This is a genomic window from Nibrella saemangeumensis (assembly GCF_039541915.1).
Lineage (GTDB): Bacteria > Bacteroidota > Bacteroidia > Cytophagales > Spirosomataceae > Nibrella > Nibrella saemangeumensis.
On record NZ_BAABHD010000014.1, the window covers coordinates 72,319 to 95,642 of the forward strand.

General features: G+C 56.3%; 15 protein-coding genes. 11 read left to right on the plus strand and 4 right to left on the minus strand.

Annotated elements, in window-relative coordinates; all coding sequences use genetic code 11:
- Positions 1 to 88: 88 nt before the first annotated feature.
- From ABD949_RS06510 to ABD949_RS06520, 3 genes are all read left to right on the plus strand, one after another.
- A complete protein-coding gene (locus ABD949_RS06510; protein WP_345241772.1) occupies positions 89 to 3,007 on the plus strand; it encodes an outer membrane beta-barrel protein in 2,919 nt (972 codons plus the stop codon).
- A 29-nt stretch (positions 3,008 to 3,036) separates the two neighbouring features.
- The gene (locus tag ABD949_RS06515) at positions 3,037 to 3,951 is read left to right on the plus strand and encodes a glycosyltransferase family 2 protein (RefSeq protein WP_345241774.1); all 915 of its coding nucleotides are present in this window, start codon (positions 3,037 to 3,039) and stop codon (positions 3,949 to 3,951) included.
- A 78-nt stretch (positions 3,952 to 4,029) separates the two neighbouring features.
- Entirely contained in the window at positions 4,030 to 5,667 is a 1,638-nt protein-coding gene (locus tag ABD949_RS06520) for a L,D-transpeptidase family protein (RefSeq protein WP_345241776.1), read from the plus strand.
- 173 nt (positions 5,668 to 5,840) lie between these two features.
- Here ABD949_RS06520 and ABD949_RS06525 read toward each other — a convergent pair whose 3' ends face one another.
- Together ABD949_RS06525 and ABD949_RS06530 are read right to left on the minus strand one after the other, a co-directional pair.
- Complete coding sequence (locus ABD949_RS06525; RefSeq protein WP_345241778.1) at positions 5,841 to 7,676, minus strand: RagB/SusD family nutrient uptake outer membrane protein; 1,836 nt, start codon at positions 7,674 to 7,676, stop codon at positions 5,841 to 5,843.
- 28 nt (positions 7,677 to 7,704) lie between these two features.
- Positions 7,705 to 10,842 (minus strand): SusC/RagA family TonB-linked outer membrane protein, encoded by a 3,138-nt coding sequence (locus ABD949_RS06530; protein ID WP_345241780.1) that lies wholly within the window; start codon positions 10,840 to 10,842, stop codon positions 7,705 to 7,707.
- A 376-nt stretch (positions 10,843 to 11,218) separates the two neighbouring features.
- On the opposite strand from ABD949_RS06530, the gene ABD949_RS06535 reads away from it, so the two are divergent.
- Positions 11,219 to 12,562 carry a Gfo/Idh/MocA family oxidoreductase gene (locus tag ABD949_RS06535; protein ID WP_345241783.1) on the plus strand — a complete coding sequence of 448 codons (1,344 nt, stop codon included), beginning with the start codon at positions 11,219 to 11,221 and terminating at the stop codon, positions 12,560 to 12,562.
- A 183-nt stretch (positions 12,563 to 12,745) separates the two neighbouring features.
- On the plus strand, positions 12,746 to 13,171 hold the full coding sequence (locus ABD949_RS06540; RefSeq protein WP_345241784.1) for a globin domain-containing protein: 426 nt from the start codon (positions 12,746 to 12,748) through the stop codon (positions 13,169 to 13,171).
- 211 nt (positions 13,172 to 13,382) lie between these two features.
- Here ABD949_RS06540 and ABD949_RS06545 read toward each other — a convergent pair whose 3' ends face one another.
- Positions 13,383 to 14,855 carry a S8 family peptidase gene (locus ABD949_RS06545; protein WP_345241786.1) on the minus strand — a complete coding sequence of 491 codons (1,473 nt, stop codon included), beginning with the start codon at positions 14,853 to 14,855 and terminating at the stop codon, positions 13,383 to 13,385.
- Positions 14,856 to 15,091: 236 nt separating this feature from the next.
- Here ABD949_RS06545 and ABD949_RS06550 point away from each other — a divergent pair, with 236 nt between their 5' ends.
- The 5 genes from ABD949_RS06550 to ABD949_RS06570 all read left to right on the plus strand — a co-directional run bounded on the left by ABD949_RS06550 (position 15,092) and on the right by ABD949_RS06570 (position 18,625).
- A complete protein-coding gene (locus ABD949_RS06550; protein ID WP_345241788.1) occupies positions 15,092 to 15,424 on the plus strand; it encodes a hypothetical protein in 333 nt (110 codons plus the stop codon).
- A gap of 98 nt (positions 15,425 to 15,522) precedes the next feature.
- Positions 15,523 to 16,215, plus strand: coding sequence for a response regulator transcription factor (locus tag ABD949_RS06555; RefSeq protein WP_345241790.1), 693 nt, complete (start codon positions 15,523 to 15,525; stop codon positions 16,213 to 16,215).
- A 9-nt stretch (positions 16,216 to 16,224) separates the two neighbouring features.
- A complete protein-coding gene (locus tag ABD949_RS06560) occupies positions 16,225 to 17,592 on the plus strand; it encodes a HAMP domain-containing sensor histidine kinase (RefSeq protein ID WP_345241792.1) in 1,368 nt (455 codons plus the stop codon).
- 98 nt (positions 17,593 to 17,690) lie between these two features.
- Positions 17,691 to 18,050 carry a hypothetical protein gene (locus ABD949_RS06565; protein WP_345241794.1) on the plus strand — a complete coding sequence of 120 codons (360 nt, stop codon included), beginning with the start codon at positions 17,691 to 17,693 and terminating at the stop codon, positions 18,048 to 18,050.
- A 194-nt stretch (positions 18,051 to 18,244) separates the two neighbouring features.
- Positions 18,245 to 18,625 carry a hypothetical protein gene (locus tag ABD949_RS06570; RefSeq protein WP_345241795.1) on the plus strand — a complete coding sequence of 127 codons (381 nt, stop codon included), beginning with the start codon at positions 18,245 to 18,247 and terminating at the stop codon, positions 18,623 to 18,625.
- Positions 18,626 to 18,743: 118 nt separating this feature from the next.
- Here the strand turns inward: ABD949_RS06570 and ABD949_RS06575 are convergent, their stop codons facing one another.
- Entirely contained in the window at positions 18,744 to 19,775 is a 1,032-nt protein-coding gene (locus tag ABD949_RS06575) for a LacI family DNA-binding transcriptional regulator (protein ID WP_345241797.1), read from the minus strand.
- Positions 19,776 to 20,155: 380 nt separating this feature from the next.
- Between ABD949_RS06575 and ABD949_RS06580 the strand changes: the two genes are divergently transcribed.
- Positions 20,156 to 23,314, plus strand: a complete 3,159-nt coding sequence (locus tag ABD949_RS06580; RefSeq protein ID WP_345241799.1) for a SusC/RagA family TonB-linked outer membrane protein — start codon at positions 20,156 to 20,158, stop codon at positions 23,312 to 23,314.
- Positions 23,315 to 23,324 lie beyond the last annotated feature (10 nt).

A 23,324-nucleotide genomic window follows, 5' to 3' on the forward strand; every position in this document is an offset into this window, starting at 1 on the left:
GGTGGAGGAGATACCAGGCCGACCGCCCCCCCATTCATTACACTTCATCAACTCAACGTTTCCGTATTTTATTTTACCTTCTTAGCTGATGTCCTTCCATATCCTGATCCAACTATCCCGAACCCGCCCCAGCCGCTTAACCCGGCTTACCGGCTGGCTGCTTGTCCTGGGCTTCTGCTGGGCGGCTTTGCCCGCCCAGGCGCAGAATCTTCAGTTGACCGGTAAGATCACCGACGCCAAACAGGAGCCCCTGATTGGTGTACCGGTCATTCTGTCAGCGCGGCAGGATACGACCCAGAAAAAATACGCCGTTACCGATACCAACGGGGTATTTGTATTTACCAGTCTGGCCCCCGGTGGGTACCGGCTGCGGGCCACATATCTGGGTTTTCAGGAGTTCAGCCGGTTTGTGCGGCTCACGCAGGATGGACAGAATATAGGTACCCTGGTACTTCAGGAAGATGCCAAAACGCTACAGGAAGTAAAGGTGGTTGGCCGGCAGGCAACCGCGCAGCAGAAAGGGGATACGCTCCAGTTCAACGCCAACGCTTTTAAAGTAAATCAGGATGCTACCACCGAAGACCTGGTGAAAAAGATGCCGGGCGTTACCGTAGAGAACGGTACCGTAAAGGCGCAGGGGGAAGATGTGCAGCAGGTGCTGATCGACGGGAAACCGTTCTTCGGCGACGACCCGACCGCGGCCCTGCGCAACCTGCCGGCCGAGGTAGTAGACAAAATAGAGGTATTCGACCGGCTCAGCGATCAGTCGCAGTTTACCGGCTTCAACGACGGCAATACTCAGAAGACCATCAATATCGTGACCAGGGGTGACCGGCAGCAGGGTACCTTCGGCCGGGTATACGGCGGGTACGGCACCGATGATGTGTATTCCGGTGGTGGTAACGTCAACTTCTTCAAAGGAGCCCGGCGGTTATCCATCGTGGGCTTGTCCAATAACGTCAACCAGCAGAACTTCGCCAGCCAGGATCTCCTTGGCGTCAACAGTGGCGGAGGGGGTGGTGGCTTTGGTGGTCGGGGCGGTGGTGGCCGGGGTGGTGCCGGTGGCGGCCGCGGAGGTGGCGGTGGTGGTCCCCGGGGCGGGGGCGGTGGTGGCGGAGGTAACTTCGGGGGCGGTGGTGGCGGGGGAGATAACTTCCTGGTCGGCCAGCAGAACGGTATCAACGGCACCAATTCTTTCGGGGTCAACTACGCCGACGACTGGGGCAAGAAGGTTACCTTCCGGGGTAGCTACTTTTTCAACAACAGCAACAACCGCAATACGCAGTCGGTGCTGCGGCAGTATTTCCTGGGCGAAAATACTACCCAGTTCTACAACGAAAATTCGGATAACAGCAGTACCAATCTCAACCACCGGATCGACGCCCGGATTGAATACAACATCAACCAGAACAATTCGCTGCTGATTACGCCCCGGCTGCGGTGGCAGAATTCCCGTTCCAACAGCGATGTGATGGGCCTGACCTACCTGTCGGATACGCTCCGGCTCAACCAGACCAGCAACGATTACTTTGCCCGGAATACCGGCTATAATTTCTCGAACAACATCCTGTTCCGGCACCGGTTTGCCAAGCGCGGCCGTACCATGTCGGTCAACGTCGGCACCGACCTGTCGAACCGGGATAGCTACAGCACGCTGCTGTCGCTGAACCAGTATTTTACGCAGAATAATCGCATTGACCGCATTCAGCAGCGGACCACGGGTACGGCCCCCAGCTATCAGCTATCGACCAACATTGCCTACACCGAGCCGCTGAGCAAGGTGAGCCAGTTGCAGCTGAACTATAATGTATCGTACCGCAACAGCGAATCGGAGCGCGAGACCTACCGCTACGACCCGGTCTTCCTGAAATATAACCAACTGGATACGCTGCTGTCGAACACCTTCCTGAACGATTACGTGACCAACCAGGTAGGTGCCGGCTACAACTACCGGACGCCTAAAGTCGGCTTTACGGTCAACGTAAACGTGCAGCGGGCCGATCTGATCAGCGAGCAGGTGTTTCCCAGGGTAAACAATGTGCAGGCTGCGTTTACCAACGTGCTACCGTTTATGACGCTGGACTACCGGCTCAGCAAAGACAGCCGGTTGCGGCTGTTTTACCGGACCAACACCCAGGCACCAGGGGTAACGCAGTTGCAGAACGTGATCGATAACTCCAACCCCCTGTTCCTGACCGCCGGTAACCCGGACCTGAAGCAGGCCTACAGCCATAACTTCACGGCCCGCTACTCGCTGACCAAGCCGGTGCAGTCGCGTACGCTGTTTGTGCTGGTTGGCTCCAGCATGACCAACAACTACATCGGTAACTCCACCCTGATCAGCGATGGCACCGCTCAGTTGCCGAACGGAACCCTGATAGGTCAGGGTGTGCAGCTGTCGCGGCCGGTGAACCTGGATGGGCTATGGAATATGCGGTCGTTTGTCACCTACGGCGCTCCGCTGGGCTTTATCAAGAGTAACCTAAGCATCAACTTCGGCGTCAACTACAGCCGGACACCAGGTCTGATCAACAACCGCATCAACTACGCCAACGGCTCGCTGTTCTCGCAGGGCGCGGTGCTGAGCAGCAACATCAGCCAGAAACTGGATTTTACGCTGACGTACACGTTCAACTACAACCAGATCAAGAACACGATCCAGCCGCAGTTAGACAATAACTACTACTTCAGCGTGGCCTCGGCCCGTGTGAACTGGTTATTCGGCAAAGGCTTCCTGTTCCAGACTGACCTGACCAACCAGCAGTACCGGGGGCTGACGGGTGGTTTCAACCAGAACTTTACGCTCTGGAACGCATCGGTCGGCAAGAAATTCCTGAAAGATCAGCGGGGCGAAATCAAGGTTACGGGTTTCGATTTGTTGAAGCAAAACACCAGCATCAGCCGGTCGCTGACGGACACGTACGTAGAAGATACCCGCTCGCTGGTGCTGCAGCGGTACTTCATGATGACCTTTACGTACACCCTGCGGCAGTTTAAAGTTGGATAAGGATATCTTTGTGCATCGTATGCTGATGTATGAAGCTGTCCATTATTCTGATCAATTACAACTCCAGTGACTTCACCCTCCGGTGCGTAGCCTCCATCCGGGAGCAGACCCGGGTGCCGGACTATGAACTGATCATCGTCGATAACAATTCGCAGCCGGACGATTTCGCCCGGCTGCAGCCGTTGGCCGGTGAGCCAGCGGTGACGCTGGTTCGCAGCCGTCTGAACCTGGGCTTTGCCGGCGGCAATATGCTGGGCGTACAGGCCGCCAGCCCGAATGCGGCCTATTATTTTTTCCTGAATAACGACTGTCAGTTGCTGACCGATGTCTGCGGCCGGCTATACGAGTACATGGAGCAGCACCCCGACGTGGGCGTTTGCGTGCCGCAGATGTACAATGAAGCGGGTGAACGACAGCATTCCTTCAGCTATTTTCCGACGCCGGGGGTAAAGCTGGTCGGCCACGGAGCTATGCGGCTGTTCCGGCCCGACGGGTATCCTTCGCTGAAAACGGCGTACGAAATGCCGGTACGGGTGCCGGTGGTGTCGGGGAGCGCCATGTTTGTGCGGGCGACGGCGTTTGCGGAAGTCGGCGGATTCGATACGGTGTATTTCCTGTACTGCGAGGAAGAAGATTTATGCAAGCGGCTGGCTCAGCGGGGGCACCCGGCGGTGCTGGTGCCCGATGCCCGATTCGTGCATTACAGTGGAGGCAGCACCCGGCGTAACCTGAATATTGAGAAGGAGTTTTACATTTCGCTGTTTCACTATTACCGCAAGTTCCACAGCTGGCCGGCGCGGCTGCTGTTGCGGCTGTTCTTCTTTCTGAAAACGATCCGTAAAGTAAACCGGGACCGGATGTATGCCCCCCTGGCTTTTTTTATTCTGCGCGGCAGCCCCGTTCGTGACAGCCTGCGCTATAAACAAAACATAGCCCGACATTAACCAAACTTTCGGGTGAGAATGCCAGTTCATTACTAGACGGTCATTGGTTTGGTGCCACGGCCGAAAATAGATGAACGCATGAAATTACCTCAATTATATATTTTTCTGCTCGGGCTGCTTGCGGTTACAGCCTGCGACAAGGTTACGAAATCCGGCACGTTTTTAGGGGATGACAATGGCCCCGGCGAATATCTGGAAACCTGGGTAGACTCGACCCGCATAAAAAAAGATCTCCCCAAGATCAACGACGAGAAGGTCGCTCCGGACCTGTACGCCTTTTACCGAAACCGGGATTTTAGCCCGGCCTGGAACCGAAACACTGCTGAGGAATTGCTGGGCGTACTTCAGACGGTAGACCAGGAAGGGTTTAACCCCGAGGCTTATCCAATCCAGGAACTCCGCACCCTGCTGGACTCAGCCAGCAGCGACCGGGCGACGGACTCCACCGTAGCCAGTCTGGATATTTTGCTGTCGGCATCGTACCTCAAACTGGCCGAGATGATGGCTACCGGCAAAGTAAATCCGGGCAAGTTCTCGGATTCGTGGCACATCAAACCGGAGTCTCCCGACACCCTGTATACGCATCTGGAAGCGGCCGTGGGTGGACAGGGCCAGGTCAACGCGTCGCTGGATTCGTTTCGGCCGCGTTTTGCCCAGTACGAGAAACTGAAGCAGCACCTGAAAGCCTACCGCAAAATTATGGACCAGGGCGGCTGGCCCCAAACCGCAAAAGGTCCTGCTCTGCGGCCGGGTGCTACCGACCAGCGCCTGACGACGATCCGCCAGCGGCTTTACATGACGGGCGATTTGGAGACCCCGCCGGATCAGTGGCAGCAGCCAACGCGCTACGACTCGGCGCTGGTGCGGGCGGTCAACCGCTATCAGGCCCGAAATGGTCTGGTGGTGGAGCCGGCCATTACCGACTCTATGGTGGCCAGCATGAACGTGCCGGTGGAGACCCGTCTGAAGCAGATTCTGCTGAATCTGGACCGCACCCGCTGGTTTGCCTCCAGCGAGATGCCGCCAACCTACGTATTTGTGAACGTGCCGGAGTATAAGCTCCGGGTGATGGAAGGTGGAAACGAGGTCCGGGAGATGAAAGTGGTGGTCGGTAAAGACCTGAACGCTACCCCTATCTTCAGCGACATGATTGAATACGTGGAGTTTTCGCCGTACTGGAATGTGCCCGAGAGCATTGCCGAGGAGGAACTCTGGCCGAAGATAAAGGCTGATCCGGGCTACCTGAGCCGGCAGCATATGGAAATCCTGAACGGTTGGGATAAGAACGCGAAGGTAGTCAACCCGAGTCAGGTGAACTGGAGCAATCTGAAGACTTACCGCATTCGTCAGAAGCCGGGACCCTGGAACGCCCTGGGCCGGGTGAAGTTTATGTTCCCCAACGAACACGCCATCTACCTGCACGACACGCCGGACAAACACATTTTTGACGAGACCCAGCGGGCCTTCAGCCACGGCTGTATCCGCGTAGAGGACCCTGTCTGGCTGGGTGACTGGCTTCTTCCCCAACTCAACGAGCAACAGGTAACGCAGAAGATGAACGGCAGCCGGAATGAATCTGTGCGGCTGGCAAAAAAAGTACCCGTCTTCATCTTTTACCTGACCGCCTTTGAGGACGACGAAGGCCGACTCAACTTCCGCGAAGACCTCTACGAACTGGATAAGCAGCTTACCTCGGAGTTCGACAGCGTGATTTAAGGCCCAGCGGCCTTGCAATCCGCTTCCGCCTGGTAACGTCAAACACAAAAAAGCCGGAGCAACAACTCCGGCTTTTTTAGTCATACAATCCAACTAAAACAATCCTCAATAAATTTATGGCTTAGAAAGCCCGTTGTCGCCTATCAAGACAGCAGGATAACGCCGGCGGCTACCTAGCCTTTGGGAATCTCCGTCAATGGCGGGCGGTTCCGCTCGTAACCGGCATACCCTTTATTCTGATTTAGTATGCCTTTGGAGTTACTGTCGATGGCGTTCTGCGGAACAGGCCACAGCACGTGATAAGGGCTCATTTTGTACTCATCGCCGTGCCGGGTCTTCACCCCTTTGTTATAAAAGTTACTCTTCTCCATAATCCGGTCGTAGAAGAAATTATTATCGGAGAAGTTATCCAGACTATACGTTTTGCCGTTATAAGCTGGTTTACCGGTTTTGGCCAGGATGTAGGAAATCCGGGTCAGCTCGGTTTTGCGGGGCTCCTCGTAGTACAGTTCGCGGGCGCGCTCGTCCAGAATGGTACCGATGTTGATGGCCGAAGGGGGCAGCGGATCGCAGCCGGCGCGGGTCCGGACGGCGTTCAGGTCGGCAGCGGCACCGGCCAGGTTCCCTTTCCAGAAGTGAGCTTCGGCGCGGAGCAGGTAGGTCTCGGCCAGCCGGAATACGTACCAGTCGGTGTGCCCACCGCTCGCCTGCACACGCTCCGGATCGGGAATATACAGCTTGTAGTGCGGCCAGTCGAACCAGCAGCGAATCGTATCGATGGTCAGCAGGGCCCCAGACTCGGTGCGCAGTTGCAGGTTTTTGCCGTAGTACGGATCTCTGCCCTTGATAGACGGGTTGTTGTACAACAGGTCCTCCATCCGCATCCAGTTGCCGGGAGCGTGGCGCAGGTCTTTTTTATCATCCCAAACGCTATGGGTCGAGTACCAGGTAGGCCGCAGACGGCCGATACCCCGCCCGTATTTGTTGACCTGGTCAATTTCGATGTTGGCCTGATCCAGCGTGCCCCGGTTACCGGTGGGGGTATTGATGTTGTTGAACCAGAACGGTACCCCCTGGCGCATGCTCTGGGTACCACCGTCGAAATTGCCTTCGATCAGCAGCCGGTCGATGACGAGCATCAGCGCTTCCCGGTTGACCGCCAGTGATTTGTTCTCCGGCCGGTGCAAATCCCAGATTACGTTTCGGGTAGCGTCGCTCTGATTTATCCCAAACCGGGTCTTCATCAGGTTGTGAGCGCCACCGTCAATGACGTTACTGGCCGACTTGATAGCGTCGTCAAATAAGCCCAGCGACAGGTTTATTTTCGTGAGCAGGTGACTCACCGCCCCCCGGGTGACCATGCCCTTGTCGGGACTGACCGGTACCCACTTCTCCGCAAACTCAAGATCCTCCTTCATTTTCTGAAGAATCACTTCCCGTTTCGTGGAGTAGAAGTCCAGCTTGGGCGTGATTACCTCATCCAGGATCAGCGGCACATCGCCAAACTGATGGACCAACCGGTAATAGCGGAAAGCCCGGTGGAAGTAAGCCGCCCCGAGAATCTCATTGCGCTCCTGTTCTGATTTATACTTGGGTTGATCGATCCGGGAGATGGCTACGTTGGCGTATTTAATGCCTTTGTATCCTTCGTACCAGTACCAGCCAATCCGGTTGTAATCGGTATGGTTAAGCTGGGCATCCGGAGTAATCTGCAGGTTCATGTTCTGGGCCGGCCCCGATTTGTCGGTGGTGCCTTCCACGGCAATGTCGGAAAAGATGCTCTCCGTCAGAATCGGGGGGCTGTCGCCGTACCATTCGTAGCGCATATTCCGCTCGCAGGCGACCAGCGTAGCGCGTAAACCGCTGGGGTCGTTAAAGGTATTTTCGGGCGCAAAAAACGAGAGCGGTTTGGGCTCCAGCCAGGATTTATCACAACTGCTCAGCGTAGTGGCCAGGATCAGGGCTCCCAGTCGCAGACCTCGCTTGGTTTGGTTATATTGCTTAGTCATTTTTCTAAAAGGATTTAACGGAACAGCATTACAGGGTAAGATCGACGCCCAGCGTCAGGATTCGTGGCGTAGGAACGTTATTCCCGCTATCGTCCGGCTCAGCATCCCAGAAGTTCCAGTTGGGGGCATAATAGCCCAGGTTCCGGGCCGAGAAAAAGACCTTCAGGTTCTGAATGCTGGCCCTCTGAACCAGTGCCTTTGGTATGGTATACCCCATGGAGATGTTGTCTAACCGGATAAACGACCGGTCGCGGTATACGCTGAAGCCGCTGGCTCCGCCTTCGCTGGAATACAGCCGGGCCCACTCATTCGACGGGTTGGCCTCGGTCCAGTACGGGAACACATACGAACTGGTCCGATCCAGGAAACCGTCCCGGTTTTTCATCTGGTTAAACGAGGCCTTGTGGCCCCAGTACGAATACATGGTTACCGACACATCCAGGTTCTTGAACAGCTTGAACTCGTTGCGCAGCGTCCACCGGAACCGGGGGTTGGTCCAGCCCTGGAAATCTTTGTCGGCGTTGGTGTACTTGCCGTCACCGTCTACATCCCTGATCTTGAAATCGCCCGGCTTCACGCCGTATTTGGCGGCCTGCTCTTTCTCGCTGGTCTGCCAGATACCATCTACCTGGTAGTTCCAGATTTCATCGATGGAGTGGCCGATAAACCAGCGGTTCGCTACATCGTCTATTTCCTTGCCGTTGGCATCAACATCCCCGTAGAGGTGAACAATCTTGTTACGGTTCAACTGGAAGTTGGCCGTGGTGCGCCACGAGAAGTTGGGCAGGTTCATGTTGATGGAGTTCAGGCTGAACTCGAAGCCCTTGTTCTGCACTTCGCCGAGGTTGTCCATCACCCAGCTGAAGCCGAGAATATCGGGCAGCGACCGCTGAACCAGCAGGTCGGTGGTGCGGGATTTATAGACTTCAATCGAACCGTCGATCCGGTTGTTGAACAGGCCAAAATCAAACCCCAGGTTAAAGGAAGAGGTACGCTCCCACCTCAGTCCTTTGTTCTGCATCCGGTTGACGTACAGCTGGTTTACCTGGTAGACGGTGCCGTCCGGTTTTACGTACAGGTATTTACCCGTGTTCAGATCAGAGAGTGCCAGGTACCGGCCTATGTCGCGGTTGCCGTTGCTGCCCCAGGAGAAACGGAGCTTTCCGTAGTTCAGGAAGCTGCTTTGGAAGAACTTCTCGTCGGTGAACACCCAGCCCAGCGCGGCTGAGGAAAAGATCGCCCGCGGATTTTCCTGCCCGAATGCCGAATAGCCATCCCGGCGGCTCGACAGGGTGACCATGTACCGGTCTTTGAAGGAGTAGAACAACCGGCCCATCAGACCGTCGCCGGTGCTGTATTCGTCGTTGCTGCTGACCGTCGGATTAATACCCGTGCTGATACCGTGGTAACCCAGGACATCACTGGGCAGCATACCCCGGTTGGTCATGGTATTATCCCAGCGCTGGAACTTCTCGGCATTGGCCAGGAACGTAGCGTCGAAGTTGTGATCGCCAAAGCTTTTGGTCCATTTCAGGATGTTATCGATCTGCCAGTAGAACGTTTTGGCCTGCTGCCGGCTTACGTTACCGCCCACGGTCGCCCATTCGGCATGTTTGGATGATTCGTGGTTGTAGCGCTCGTAGAACTCGTAGCGGGGGGTGTAGTTGAGCCGAAACGAAAAGCCGGCGGGCAGGTTGACAATCCCGTACAGGGTGGTGTTCAGCGTGGTGATCTTAACCCGCCGGTCAATGAAACTGCGGTCATAGTACGGGTGCTTGCCGCCACTGGCTTCGGTATTGGGCCGCCACATATAGTTGCCGCTGGCGTCGTACTCCGACCCCCAGGGGGAGAGCGTGCGGGCCATGTTGAGGTCTACCGGTACCTGGCTCTCGTCGCGGTCGGCAAACTGCGTGGTTACCCCCACGGACAGGAATTTGTTGACTTTACCTTCCAGGTTTAACCGGCCCCGGACCGTCTTGAACCGATCGCCGTACAGGATACCGTTGTTATCCAGATACCCCAGCGACATAAAGTACGAGGTTTCGTCTTTCTTGCCCGACAGGCTGACGGTATGATCCTGACGCATGCCGTTCTGGAAGATCTTATCATACCAGTTCACGCTTTTGCCGGCTTTGTAGTTTTCAATCTCGATCGGCTGCATGCCCAGACGCTGGAGCCAGATGGTAGTCGGGTCGCCTTTGGAGCCGTCATAGGCCATCCACTGCTCCTGGGTGAGGCCCGCCGGCAGATTGGCGGGATTGTCGAACTGACCCGGCTTATAGCTGGTGTTGATGTTCTTCATCACATCGCTACGCCAGGCAATAAATTCGTCGGCACCCAGCACCGGCTGATGGCGGGACACACTGCCGACACCCATGTTGGTGTTGATATTGATGATGGGCTTACCTTCCTTACCCTTTTTGGTGGTGATCAGAATAACCCCACTGGCTGCCTTGGAGCCGAAAACGGCCGCCGAACTGGCGTCTTTCAGGACGTCGATGGTCTCGATGTCGTTGGGGTTAATGTCCGATAATTCCCCGTAGTAGATAGCGCCGTCCAGTACCAGCAGCGGGCTGGTGGCGGCATTGAGCGAGTTACGGCCGCGAACCAGCAGGCTGCCTCCTCCTTTGGCCGAGGGCGACATCCCCACGTTCAGACCGGCTACGTTACCCCGGAGAATGTCCTGTACGGAGTTGGGATTTTCGTTGTCCAGCCGGCTGGTGTTGATCTGCGAAACGGCCCCGGTCAGGTCGCGTTTTTTCTGGGTGCCATACCCGACAACCACTACCTCATCCAGCGTTTTCTGGTCAATAGCCAGCGAGATGTCCAGCGTTGTCTGGTTGCCGACTACCCGTTCCAGCGTCTGGTAGCCCACCGCCGAGAAAACCAGAATGTCTTTATCTCCGCTCACGTTGATGCGAAAGTTACCCCCGGCATCGGTGGTGGTGCCGGTGGTGGTGCCTTTGATGACCACATTGACCCCCGGCAGCGGCATATTTTCTTCTTTCGACATGACCCGGCCGGTGATCACCTTGTCGGCGAACCACCCCTTTGTCGGTGGGGGTGTGGCGGACGGACCGGCCAGGGCCGGGTCCAGCGGCAGCAGAAAAGCGGCCAGCGCACCACTAATCAGAAGTTTCTTAATAGGAATAGTAGATTTTGTCATGGGGTGATAAAGGAATAAGAATAGAACATGGGTTTAAGAATTAAAAGGTTAATTAACTTGACGGAAGGTGGTCAGTACCAAGGATAATGGAGCTTTGTAGTTAAGAGCTGTATCGTTTAAGCAATTCAATTGGTAAAGAAAAGTGCTTGACCAGACTACTTAAAAAATTGGACTAAAATTAAAAATAGATTAAAAATAAGTTGATTTACAAGCGGGTAGTGGTGGCGTCATCAGCGCTAAACGCTCGTCTGTAACGGGGGTCTATTGGCAGTTATCAGGTTTTCAGATACTGTTGTGTGTCCGAATGCAGGTAAAGATTGGTCCTGACCCTCTTTTATGAACAAGAAGACTTGAGAACCCTTATTTTCTGTATACCATGGAAAATTCCAGAAGAGATTTTATGAAGAAAGCCGCGCTGGGTACCGCCGGCCTTACCATTGGTGGTATCGTCCCCGGCATGTCGGCAAAAAGCTACGCTAAGATCATTGGAGCCAATGAGCGACTGAACGTGGCTATTGCCGGACTCGGCCGCCGACTGGGCGCTTATTATGAGCCGATTGGTAAAAAGGACAGCAATGTAGAGCTGGTCTATTTGTGCGATGTCATGAAGAAACAGCGCGAATCGGGAGCCCAGCGGTTTTCCAAGCACATCAGCTATCAGCCGAAACTGGAGAATGATATCCGGAAGGTGATAGCCGACAAAAACGTGGATGTGCTCATCAACGCAACGCCCGACCACTGGCACGCGCCGGGTACCTGGCTGGCGGTGCAGGCTGGTAAGCATGTGTACGTGGAGAAGCCCTGCAGCCATAATCCCCGTGAAGGCGAAATTCTGGTCGAGTGCCAGAAGAAATACGGCAAGGTGATCCAGATGGGTAATCAGCAGCGCTCGGCCCTGGAGTCCATCGACATTATCAATCAGATTCACAAGGGCGCGATCGGGACCGTTTTTAAGGCCGTTGCCTTTTACGCCAGCGGCCGGGGCGAAGTACCAATTCAGAAAAAAGCACCCGTGCCCGACGGCCTGGACTGGGAACTGTTTCAGGGACCGGCTCCGCGCCGGGAGTACACCCACGACACCTGGGATTACAACTGGCACTGGTATGGCTGGGACTACGGCACCGCCGAAGCCGGCAACAACGCTACCCACGAACTGGACGTAGCCCGCTGGGCGTTGCAGGTCGATTTTCCGGAGCGCGTGGAGGTCGAGGCCGCCAAACGGCACTTCCTGGACGACGGCTGGACGATGTACGATACCATGGATGCGACCTTCCGTTTCCCCGGCAACAAGGTTATCAAGTGGGACGGCAAGAGCCGCAACGCCCATAGGACCTACGGCAGCGACCGGGGCACCATCATCTACGGCAGCAATGGCTCTGTATACGTTGACCGTGACGGATATACGCTGTTTAACCGCGATGGCAAAGCCATTAAAAACAGCAAGTCGGGTGGTTCCGAAGCCGGAACGGCTCTGGGCGGTGGGGGCGACATGACCACCCGCCACGTCGTCAATTTCTTCGAAGCCGTTCGGGGCAAAGAGAAGCAGGCATCACCTATCGACGAAGGAGCCAAGAGTACCCTGATGTGTCACCTGGCCAACATCGCCTACCGCACCAACAAGCCGCTGGACATTGACCCGCAGAACGGTCACATTCGCGACAAGGAAGCCATGAAGCTTTGGAGCCGCGAGTACGCCAAAGGCTGGGCACCCGTGATTTAACGTGAATAACACCTGTATTTGAACGCCGGGGCTATAACATGGCCCCGGCGTTTTGTTTTCCGCTGTTTAATCTCTTTTCGGCATCGTTCAACGGGATTAGCTGACTAGTCAGGGTGAAATTTTTGTAAAAGGGCCGGGTGCCTCCGTAAGTTTACGGCATCACTTTTTAAACCACACTATGTCATGACAACGGAACAAGTACACCTGGTCAAAACCACCTACCAACTACTCGCCCATGTACCGGCAGAAACGATTGGCCATCTCTTCTACAATCAATTATTCATAACTGCCCCGGAAGTACGACCTCTTTTCAGACGAACACCCCTTGGTGAGCAATCAAAAAAACTGGTGACAATGCTGACCTACGTGATTAACCGGCTCGATAAACTGGACAGCATCGTGCAGGAAGTATCCGCCCTGGCCCGTCGGCATCAGCACTACGGGGTAGCCGATCACCATTACGCCTACGTAGGGCAGTCGCTGCTCTGGACCCTGGAACAAGCCCTGGGTACGGCCTGGACTCCCGAGGTAAAAGCCGCCTGGACCGCCTGCTACACCCTCCTGGCCGACACCATGATTGCCGCCACCCGTCCGGCCGCAGCCGCGTGATGGCCAGCAGCGATTAAGCTCCGTTTCGCCCCGCTTGTCCGCGTTTGTAACGCGAGACGGGCGAGACTTGCGTCTGTGACGCGAATAGCAAATCGAAGAGCTCTTAGCGCAGATTAACCTGTCCGCGTTGCAAACTCGGACGAGCGGGAGCAACAAACAAAAACGCCGGGGCCGTTTTGGAGCAGCCCCGGCGCGTAAAAGAAAAGGGGAATTACATATTGGTCATTTTGGCCAAAGCCCGGTCGGCGGTAATCAGGCCGGCTCCGGTGGCGTCGGCTCCCCACGTAATGGTAGCGGTAGTGCCGTCCGGATTGGTGATGATGCGGCTGCCGGCGGGTAATGCAATGGCGGCTCTTTCCAGGATGCTCTCGGCCCGGTCGGCGGTGAGCTCCGGTTTACGCTGCTGCATCAGCGCGACAATACCCGCTACGTGCGGACTGGCCATGGAGGTGCCTCCCAGGAAATAATACGAGGTAGGGCCGCTGTTTACCTGATAAGGGCCAACCACCCAGCTACCCGGAGCCGCTACGTCCAGGTCCTGCCCGGCTTTGGCCCGGCTGGAGAAATCGGTGATATAGAAATCACCGGCTCTGGTCGGGTCGGGTACGTCCAGGTTGCGCCACCAACTGCCTGGGGCCGTCCATTCACCTACCCAGCCGCTGGCCGCTACGCTGATGACGGGTGCATACGCTCCCGGATACGACATGCCCAAATCGCCTTCGTTACCGGCGGCCGCCACAATAATGACGCCCTGGGCAATGGCATAATCAATGGCAGCCTGTTCAATCGCGTCGAGTTGACCGCCCCCCAGACTCATGTTAATGGCTACCGGGCTATTTTTAAGCGGACCGGCTTTCAGTTCAGCGATGTACACGATGCCACGGGCAATGACCGAAGACCAGCCCCAGCCTTGTTGGCCCAGCACTTTTACGGGGATAACAGTCGCTTTTGGCGCTACACCGTTGATGGCCGTTCCCCTCAGGTTGTACCCAATGATCGAGCTGGTTACGTGCGTGCCGTGAGAATCCTGGTCATGCTCCCACATGTTGGTGGGATCGGTTACCGTACCTGCATCGCTGCCGGCAAAGGACCTGGCATACTGGGTAGCAATGCGCTCTTCGGGAAAATACTGCCGCCAGGTATCCAGCAGGCCCGTATCAAGGACACCGATGTACACGCCACTGCCATCTTCGCGTACCTTCCGGCTGGTAGCGCCCAGGTCCGTCACGTTTACGGCATCCAGATCCCAGGTGTTCATGCCCTCGCTGAAATCAGAAACGGGCACGGCATCGACCGGTGAACCTTTACGTTCGGCGTCGGAGTTGGCGGCCCGGACGTACGATAGCCTTCTAACCGCTGACACATTCGCGGACGAGGTCCTGAGGGTGACCGCATTAATCCTGTTGAGGGTTCCGGTCACGGTACCGTACTTGCCTAAATCGGTCAGAATCGCATCAGTGACCGGGGCATTCAGGAGGACATTCAGGTTGACCGTACCGCTGGCCAGGCGGGCGCTGCCGGTTGCAGCGGGACTAACTCCGCTATCGGGAACGGGCTGACAGGCCAGGTTCCAAAAAATCAGAAGTGTTGTGAGCGGCCAGACAACCGATTTTCTGGCTAAGGTAATCCCGTCGGTTTTTTTCTGCCCGGCTGACAGGGGCAGATGCTGCCAATACATTTTCATATGAAACTAATTTAGATAGGGAATAACGCAATAAGTTAGGCAATATCGGCTGTTCACCCAAGCCGGATCTGTACTTTTTTTCGAACGGCGACGGCTGTCAGTGGTGAGGTTTCCATTTCTAATACAGTTCTAATTCAAGACTAATACGAGCCTAACCCAGGGGTCTCATCTTTGTGATGTCGGTCAGGCGACCAGATCATTCAAGCCAGACTGATTCATTTTAAGACAATTCAGCCATGAAAACATACCTATTTAGTATAGTCCTGAGTGTGCTTGCCATCACCACCGCTGTTGCCCAATCGGAAGACAAAGTGCGGAACGACGTCACCTATTCAACGCATAATTACAAACACCCGAATAAGGCGGCTGCCGCCCGCCAGTGGTCCAGCCAGGCGTATGTGCGGGCCAGACAGCCCCGCATGGCGGCTAACTACAAGCATCCCGTACAGAGTCCCGTTCTGACCAGCGGCCTGGTCATACCGCATACTTCGATAGAGGACGCTAAGCGGAATTATAAAATGCCGCACAATGAGGTGGCCAAACCGGCCCCGGCAGTAGCGGTGAAGTAAAACCATCGGGGCGTATCGGCACCGCTTACGCTTTGATAAGTACGATGTAACGATTACCTTCGGGCAGGTAACCCACTAACCCCGAAGGTTTCATCATTATGTCTGTTCAGTCAACGGCGACCATCCTGGTAGTTGAAGATGAGGCCAAAGTGGCAGCTGTGCTGCGCCGGGGCCTCGAAACGCAATCCTACCGGGCGCTGGTCGCGCCGGACGGTGCCACCGCCCGCCAGTTGCTGGGCGAAGAACATATTGACCTGGTTATTCTGGACCTGAACCTGCCCGACATCAGCGGCCTGGACGTCAGCCAGACCATCCGCCAGTTCAAGCCCCAACTGCCGATTCTGATGCTCACGGCCCTGGATACCACCGCCGATAAGCTGGCGGGTTTTGAAGCCGGAGCCGACGATTACCTGGTGAAGCCCTTCGATTTTCTGGAGTTGCTGGCGCGGGTGAAGGCCCTGTTGCGCCGGTCGGCCGAGCAGCCCGAAAAGCGGACCATCCTGCGGGTGGCCGATCTGGAACTCGACCTCGACGAGAAAGTAGCCCGCCGGGCCGGTCAGGAGATCGAACTGACGGCCCGTGAGTACCTGCTGCTGGAATACCTCATGCGCAACCGGGGGCGCGTGCTCTCCCGCCTGGATATTGCCGAAAATGTCTGGGATATCAACTTCGATACCGGTACCAATGTAATCGATGTGTACATCAACTACCTCCGCAAAAAGATTGATGTGCATATCCCCAAACTCATTCACACGGTGGTGGGCATGGGCTATACCCTCAAGGAAAAATAGCCAGCTGCCATGACCATCCGCACCCGGCTGACCCTGCTTTTTACGGCTATCGTCTCGGGACTGCTGCTGCTTTTCTGTCTCATCATTTTCTTTTCTGCCGAACGCTACCGGCAAAACGAATTTCGCGAGCGGTTACGGGAAGAAGCACTCACCTGCGCCAAATTGTTGTTCGGTAAAGAAACGATCGGCCCGGAACTGTTCCGGCTGCTGGATCTCAACAATATGACCGTGCTGTATGAGGAGGAGATTATCGTCTACAACTACCGCAACCAGATCGTTTATGAAAGCGGCACCGATTACCTGACCGTTACCCCCGAGACATTAAATCGTGTCCGGCTGGAGAAAGAGGTCTACTGGCGGGAAGGCGACCGCGAAATCACCGGGGTGCTGTATGCCGACCCGCTCAACCGCCTGGTGGTGTTTGCGTCGGCCATTGATAAATACGGATTTCTGAAGCAGGGGAATCTGGCCCTGATTCTGGCGGCCGGCTGGCTGCTGGCCACCGGGGTGGTATTTGGCGCGGGGCGGTACTTTGCCGGCCGTTCGCTGAAGCCCATGCAGCGGGTGATCGGGCGTGTCGACGAAATTACGGCGGCCCAGCTCAACCTGCGGGTGGAAGAAGGCGACGCGGCCGACGAAATTACGCAACTGGCCCGCCGGTTCAACCGGATGCTCGACCGGCTGGAAGACGCTTTCCGGACGCAGCGGGCGTTTGTGTCCCATGCCTCCCACGAACTGCGAACACCCCTGACGGCCATTACCGGTCAACTGGAAGTCGCTCTGCTGGCCGATGACGACCCTGAAGAGCTCCGGGCGATGATCCGGTCGGTGCTCGACGATGTGCGCGGCCTGAACCGGCTGGCAAACGGGCTGCTGAGTCTGGCCAACGTTAGCATGGACGAGTCGGCGGTGCGGCTGGGTCCGGTGCAAACCGACGATCTCATCTGGCAGGCCCGCACGGAAGTCAGGCGCGTGCATCCGGAATACACCATCCGGGTAGAGCTCCCCGAAGTTGGTGATACGGCACCCGATCTGACACTAACGGGCAACGCGCCCCTGCTGCATATTGCCTTTCTGAACCTGATGGAAAACGGCTGCAAGTTCTCGCCCGATCATCAGGTCATTGTCACCCTCGAATCCGAATTGTCGCTGCTCCGGTTACGTTTTCACAATGGAGGACCAGCCATTCCGGCTGACGAACTGCCCGAAATCTTCAAGCCCTTCCGGCGCGGGAGCAACGCCCGGCAAATAGCCGGTCACGGCGTCGGTCTGTCGCTGACCGAGCGCATCGTCCGCCTGCACCGGGGCCGTATCAGTGTCCAGTCCACTGAGGCTGCCGGCACAACGGTGGTTATTGAGTTACTCCGCCATTTCTAATTTGCTTCTAATTCCGACCTAACACGGGTCTAATGCCGTCGGTGCAGTTTTGTAGTGTGAAACTGCAGGGCATACGCTCTGCCTGATTACAGTTTGTTATGTCCCGGTTTACGCTCGACTTCTCGAATCCCCCGGTGCCCCGCTGGCCCCTGCGCCATGACCGGCCCCGGAGTCGCTGGCTGAAGCGTCGCTGGCTCCCCTGGACGGTACTTGGTCTGGCGCTTCTGGGCTGGTGGGCGTCGCTGCTGGGTTTTTTCTGGTATTCGTCGGAAAACCGGCAGTTACGGCAGCTCTACAACACGCAGCTTCTGCGGCATGATTCGCTGCTGGGCGCTCACCTGGATATGCAGCGGCAATTGCTTCTGTTGCAACAGGAACTTGATCGGAATCCCGGTAGAGTCAGGCCCGGAGAGGCCCACTCGGATGCCCGATCGAATCAACTAAGTGTATGGCAGTAGCGGATCTTTACATGGGATTGGGTAGTCTGGTGTATGCCATGGCGAAAGCCGACGGCCCGCATCGATGGTACCATTTGTGACGCGGAGCATGCCATGCTGGCCCGTTTCCAGGAGGACATGCAACTGGTTGGGCTGGCGTAATAAGGGACTACCCCTTTTTTAAGTATCAGATTCACTTTTCAACCGAAACACGTATGAAATTCACACTCCTTCTATACCTGCTGGGCGTAATGTCACCGCTGCTGCCTGTCAACTGGACTAAAAAGCCGGAACATAAAATGGCTTTTCGCTCAATGGTTTACCTCACCGACGATGACAGTAAACTGGCGGTGGTGGTAACCAAACCGCAGGGGCATCAGATTTCAATTGATCTGCGGAACGAGCAGGGCGAGCGGCTGATCGGCAAACAGGTGGGCCGCCCGTACCGCACCGTGCAGACTCGTCTGGATATGGAACAATTACCCACCGGTATGTACCGGGTCATCATCTCCGATGATCGCCATACGCTGGTTAGAAAATTCAGGGTCAGCACCACGTCGGTCTTTGGCGGCCGGCAGGTAGCACTCGAACGATAATGCCTGTAGAGTTAGTTTTGACGGTTTGGTTAGAGCAGCTGACACTGCTTGTTGAAAGGTAAAGCGGAGCCGGCATAAGCGGTTCCGCTTTCTTGTTTCTGGGCTTACCACGTATGATTTAAGAGACCCTGCTCTTTTTCTGCGACGATGCCCGGATGACCAGGTGGGTTTTCAGCACCTGGGTAGTTGGCTGGTAGCTCTCTCCACCGCGTACCTGGTCCAGAAACAGTTGGGCGGCAATCTGCCCGATTTCAAAGGTAGGCTGCGCTACGGTGGTCAGCGCCGGCTCGACAATGGCGGCTACGGGTTCGTCGGTGAAGCCGGCCAGCGCTATATCGTCGGGTATGCGCAGACCCCGGCTTTTGAGGGTTTGCATGGCCCCGAAGGCGGCTGAATCGCAGATGGCAAAGATGGCGTCGGGCGAAGTGTCCAGTTTTAGAAAATCCTCAGTAATCCGGGTGCCGCTGGCAATGGTCAGGTCACCGGTCCGGATGAAGTCTTCACAAACCGGTAATCCAGACTCCTGCAGCGCCTGCTGATAGCCCTGCAGGCGCTGCCGGCTCAGCAACAGGTTGGCCGGACCGGCAATGTGGGCAATCCGGCGGCAGCCCATCTCAATCAGATGCCGCACAACCTGATACGCACCTTCAAAATCATCGACTACCACCTTCGAGGCCGGTACGGCATCGCACACGCGGTTGAACAGCACCAGCGGCAGCGAGCGTTCCGCCAGACGGTTGAAGTGGTCGAAGTTGGTGGTCTCCCGCGCCAGCGAGACAATCAGGCCATCGACGCGGCTGTTCAGCAGCACCCGCGTGTAGTTGGTTTCTGTCTCATAGGACTCATTGGACTGGCAAACCATGATGTTGTATCCGGCTTCGGACGCGGTCTGCTGGATGCCGCTGATAGCCGATGCGTAGAACGGAATGGTGAAACTGGGGATGATGACGCCGATGGTATGGGTCTGGTTCCTGACCAGGCTCTGCGCAATGGGGTTTGGCTCGTACTCCATCTCGCGGGCCGTATCCAGAATAAGCTGCCGCGTTGGGGCGCTAATGTCGGGCATACCCCGCAGGGCTTTAGATATGGTGGTGACGGAAAGATTCAGCCGCCTGGCAATGTCTTTGATGGTAGTTTGCGACGACTTCATAAACGGATGCCGAGTAAGGCTGGGTGTGCCGGAAAAGTACAAATCAGGCCGATGCTGCTTCGGGGTGTCCCCAGCTATATGTAAAGAATTAATCTGGCTGGTCTGGGACGCCGATTCGTTCAGAAAGATACGTATTTGGCCAGACCTTCTCAAAAAAAGTAACAGACAGCCGCCCTTACTTTAACGTTTTCGGTAACGTTAAAGTAGAAAAAATCACATTTTTTCGGACACGAATGCTTGTTTTCCGGCATGCTGGCCTATAGCTTCAGTAATCGTACCCACCGCAACAAGTCCCGTTGCCGCTTCCGGCGAACGATGTATAAGGTGCCGTCAGTCTCACATTTACTAAAAATTGTACAATTACTCTAAACCAAATGCACATGAGAAAGGGATACTTTACCTGGCTTACATGGGTGCTCCCGCTTTGTTTCCTGCTGGCAGGAATCAGCCTGCTCCGGGCGCAGTCCGGCACGGTTACCGGCCGGGTCTCGGACGCCAATGACGAAGCGCTACCGGGCGTAACGGTGCTGCTAAAGGGCACATCGGTCGGTACTACGACCGATGCCAAGGGTACCTTCACCCTGCCGCTGCCGTCGGCCAGGGCAGCGACCCTGGTGTTCTCGTATATCGGATACCGCACCCTGGAGATGCCCCTCGGTAACCAGACCACGGTGAACGTGACGCTGGAGCCGGACGTGAAGTCGCTGAACGAAGTGGTTGTCGTCGGCTACGGGACCGTGAAAAAGAGTGACCTGACCGGTGCGGTATCGTCCATCAAAGCCGACGATATCCGGTCGATGCCCATTGTGTCGCTGGAACAGGGGTTGCAGGGCAGAGCGCCCGGTATCCAGGTGACGCAGGCCTCGTCGGCACCCGGTGGTGGTATGTCGGTGCGCATCCGGGGCGGTAACTCCATCAACGGCGGAAATGAGCCGCTCTACGTGGTGGATGGCTTCCCAATTTACAACAACAACGACGAGTCGAACCCGTCCGGTGGCCGGCTCGGCGGTTTCCGCACCACCCCCAATGCACTGGCCTCGCTGAACCCGAACGACATCGAAAGCATTGAGGTACTGAAAGATGCGTCGGCCACGGCCATCTATGGCTCGCGAGGGGCCAATGGCGTCGTGCTGATTACCACCCGGCGGGGTAAAGCCGGGCAGAACAAAGTGAGCTTCGATATGTACTACGGCAGTCAGCAGGTCGACAAAAAGCTTGCCGTGATGAACGGGCAGGAGTTCGCTCAGTTTGCCAACCAGGAAGCGAAAAACCTGAACCAGCCGCTCTACTTTACGCCCCAGACCCTGGCGCAGTTCAATAATCTGGCCGACTGGGGTAAGCTTATCAACGGCCCCGGCATGAACTGGCAGGATGAAATCTTCCGCACGGCTCCCATGTCGAACTATCAACTAACCTTCTCGGGGGGCAACGACCGGATGCAGTACGCCATTGCGGGCAACTACTACAACCAGGATGGAGTGGTGAAGAAATCGAACTTCAGCCGCTACTCACTTCGCACGAATATCGACGCCCAGGTGAGCAACCGCTTCAAGGCCGGCACCAGCCTGACCGTCAGCCGGACGCTGAACAACCAGACCATCGACGGCGGTATGGGCAACGCCAATGCCGGAGCCGTGCATGCGGCCCTGCAATACCTGCCGATTCTGCCGACCCGGCTAAACAACGGCCTGTATTCGCGCCGGGAAGATGAGCCAAGCCCACTGAATCCCTTCGGCCGCAATAACCCGGTGCAGATTATCGAATCGGCTACCGACCTGACCACCGCCAACCGGATTCTGGGTAATGTATACGGCGACCTGAAACTGGTCGAAGGGCTGAACCTCCGGGTGATGCTAGGCACTGACGTGGATAACCGGGAGCGGGATTACTACTTCGCCGGGGAAGGTGAGCGCGATGCTACCGCGCAGGGGAGTGCCTCCATCGGAACCACGGCGTCGTTCAGCTGGATAAACACCAACATGCTGACCTACAGCAAAACGTTCGGTGCGCACCAACTGACCGCCACGGGCGTGTATGAATTGCAGCAGCGGACCTTCCAGAGCCGGGGCATGAGCAACAGCATTTTTGTGACGGATGCGTTTCTGTTCGAAAATATTGGCGCGGGTACCCAGGTCGGTGGTCCCGGTGTATCTTCCAATAAGAATAAGTGGTCGCTGGCATCGTACCTGGGCCGGCTCAATTACGTGTTCAGGGGCAAATACCTGGCCACGATTTCGGCGCGGGCCGATGGCTCGTCGCGGTTCGGAGCGAATAACAAATGGGGTTTCTTTCCCTCGCTGGCGCTGGGCTGGCGGCTCGGCGACGAGGAGTTTATCCGGAAGGCCAACATCTTCAGCGACCTGAAACTCCGGGCCAGCATCGGCCAGATTGGCAACCAGGAAATCGGGCCGTACCGCTCCCTAACCCGCATCACCAATGCCGACTATACCTTCAACCGCCAGCGCGTGACGGGGCTGACCCCGACGGCTTTGGGTAACCCGGACCTGAAATGGGAAACAACCACCCAAACTGATATTGGTCTGGATGCCGCTTTCCTGAACGACCGCATTTCGCTGACGTTCGATTACTACTACAAAAAGACCAGCGACCTGCTGTTCGACATCAGCCTGCCGCTCAACTCCGGTTTTTCGTCAACTCAGGGCAATGTGGGTAATATTCAGAACCAGGGTATCGAACTGGCGCTGGGCGGTTACGTGGTAGACGGGGTGGTGCGGTGGCGGACCGATGCCAACTGGTCGGCGAACCGAAGCAAGGTACTGGCTTTGTCGGCCGTCGGGCAGGTGTTTGGTCCGCTGCTGACCTTCGACTACCGCTGGCGGGGGAATATGCTGCAGGTGGGCGAGCCGGTGGGGGTGTTCTACGGCTACAGGACCAACGGCATCTTCCGGACCGCCGAAGAAATTAAGAATTCTGCGCAGCCGGCCGCGCAGCCCGGCGACCTGCGGTATGCGGACGTGAACGGCGACGGCAAACTGGACGGTAACGACCGGACCATTCTGGGAAATCCGGCCCCTAAATTCATCTACGGCTGGACCAATACCGTCAGCTACAAAAACTTCGAGCTGTATGTATTCCTGCAGGGCGTTTACGGCAACTCCGTCCTGAACGCAACCCGTCGCGATTTGTACAACAACCTGGCGCGGCATAACGTGGCGAAAGAGGTGTTGTACAATTCCTGGAATACCGATAACCCGACGGGTACGCTGCCGCGAATCGGGGGTAACAGCTTCAACAATACCCCGACGGCCGATGAATACGTGGATTTCTTCGTCGAAGATGGCTCATTCCTTCGCCTGCGTAATATCCGGCTGGGCTACAACATCCCCTTCAAAAACAAGTCGGTGTTCCGGCAGGCCCGCGTGTACGTGGCCGGTCAGAACCTGCTGACCTTCACGAAGTACTCCGGCTATAATCCTGAAGTAAACGACCGGGGGCAGTCGGCCATCAACCAGGGTATCGACTTTGGGGCCTACCCGCTGGCCAAAACGTATATGTTTGGTGTAAACGTAGAATTCTAAGACCCATCAA

Bases quoted from the DNA above. Each gene is read 5' to 3' on its own strand.
- ABD949_RS06510 (WP_345241772.1), top strand. From the start codon at position 89: ATGTCCTTCCATATCCTGATCCAACTATCCCGAACCCGCCCCAGCCGC.
- ABD949_RS06515 (WP_345241774.1), top strand. From the start codon at position 3,037: ATGAAGCTGTCCATTATTCTGATCAATTACAACTCCAGTGACTTCACC.
- ABD949_RS06520 (WP_345241776.1), top strand. From the start codon at position 4,030: ATGAAATTACCTCAATTATATATTTTTCTGCTCGGGCTGCTTGCGGTT.
- ABD949_RS06525 (WP_345241778.1), bottom strand. From the start codon at position 7,676: ATGACTAAGCAATATAACCAAACCAAGCGAGGTCTGCGACTGGGAGCC.
- ABD949_RS06530 (WP_345241780.1), bottom strand. From the start codon at position 10,842: ATGACAAAATCTACTATTCCTATTAAGAAACTTCTGATTAGTGGTGCG.
- ABD949_RS06535 (WP_345241783.1), top strand. From the start codon at position 11,219: ATGGAAAATTCCAGAAGAGATTTTATGAAGAAAGCCGCGCTGGGTACC.
- ABD949_RS06540 (WP_345241784.1), top strand. From the start codon at position 12,746: ATGACAACGGAACAAGTACACCTGGTCAAAACCACCTACCAACTACTC.
- ABD949_RS06545 (WP_345241786.1), bottom strand. From the start codon at position 14,855: ATGAAAATGTATTGGCAGCATCTGCCCCTGTCAGCCGGGCAGAAAAAA.
- ABD949_RS06550 (WP_345241788.1), top strand. From the start codon at position 15,092: ATGAAAACATACCTATTTAGTATAGTCCTGAGTGTGCTTGCCATCACC.
- ABD949_RS06555 (WP_345241790.1), top strand. From the start codon at position 15,523: ATGTCTGTTCAGTCAACGGCGACCATCCTGGTAGTTGAAGATGAGGCC.
- ABD949_RS06560 (WP_345241792.1), top strand. From the start codon at position 16,225: ATGACCATCCGCACCCGGCTGACCCTGCTTTTTACGGCTATCGTCTCG.
- ABD949_RS06565 (WP_345241794.1), top strand. From the start codon at position 17,691: ATGTCCCGGTTTACGCTCGACTTCTCGAATCCCCCGGTGCCCCGCTGG.
- ABD949_RS06570 (WP_345241795.1), top strand. From the start codon at position 18,245: ATGAAATTCACACTCCTTCTATACCTGCTGGGCGTAATGTCACCGCTG.
- ABD949_RS06575 (WP_345241797.1), bottom strand. From the start codon at position 19,775: ATGAAGTCGTCGCAAACTACCATCAAAGACATTGCCAGGCGGCTGAAT.
- ABD949_RS06580 (WP_345241799.1), top strand. From the start codon at position 20,156: ATGAGAAAGGGATACTTTACCTGGCTTACATGGGTGCTCCCGCTTTGT.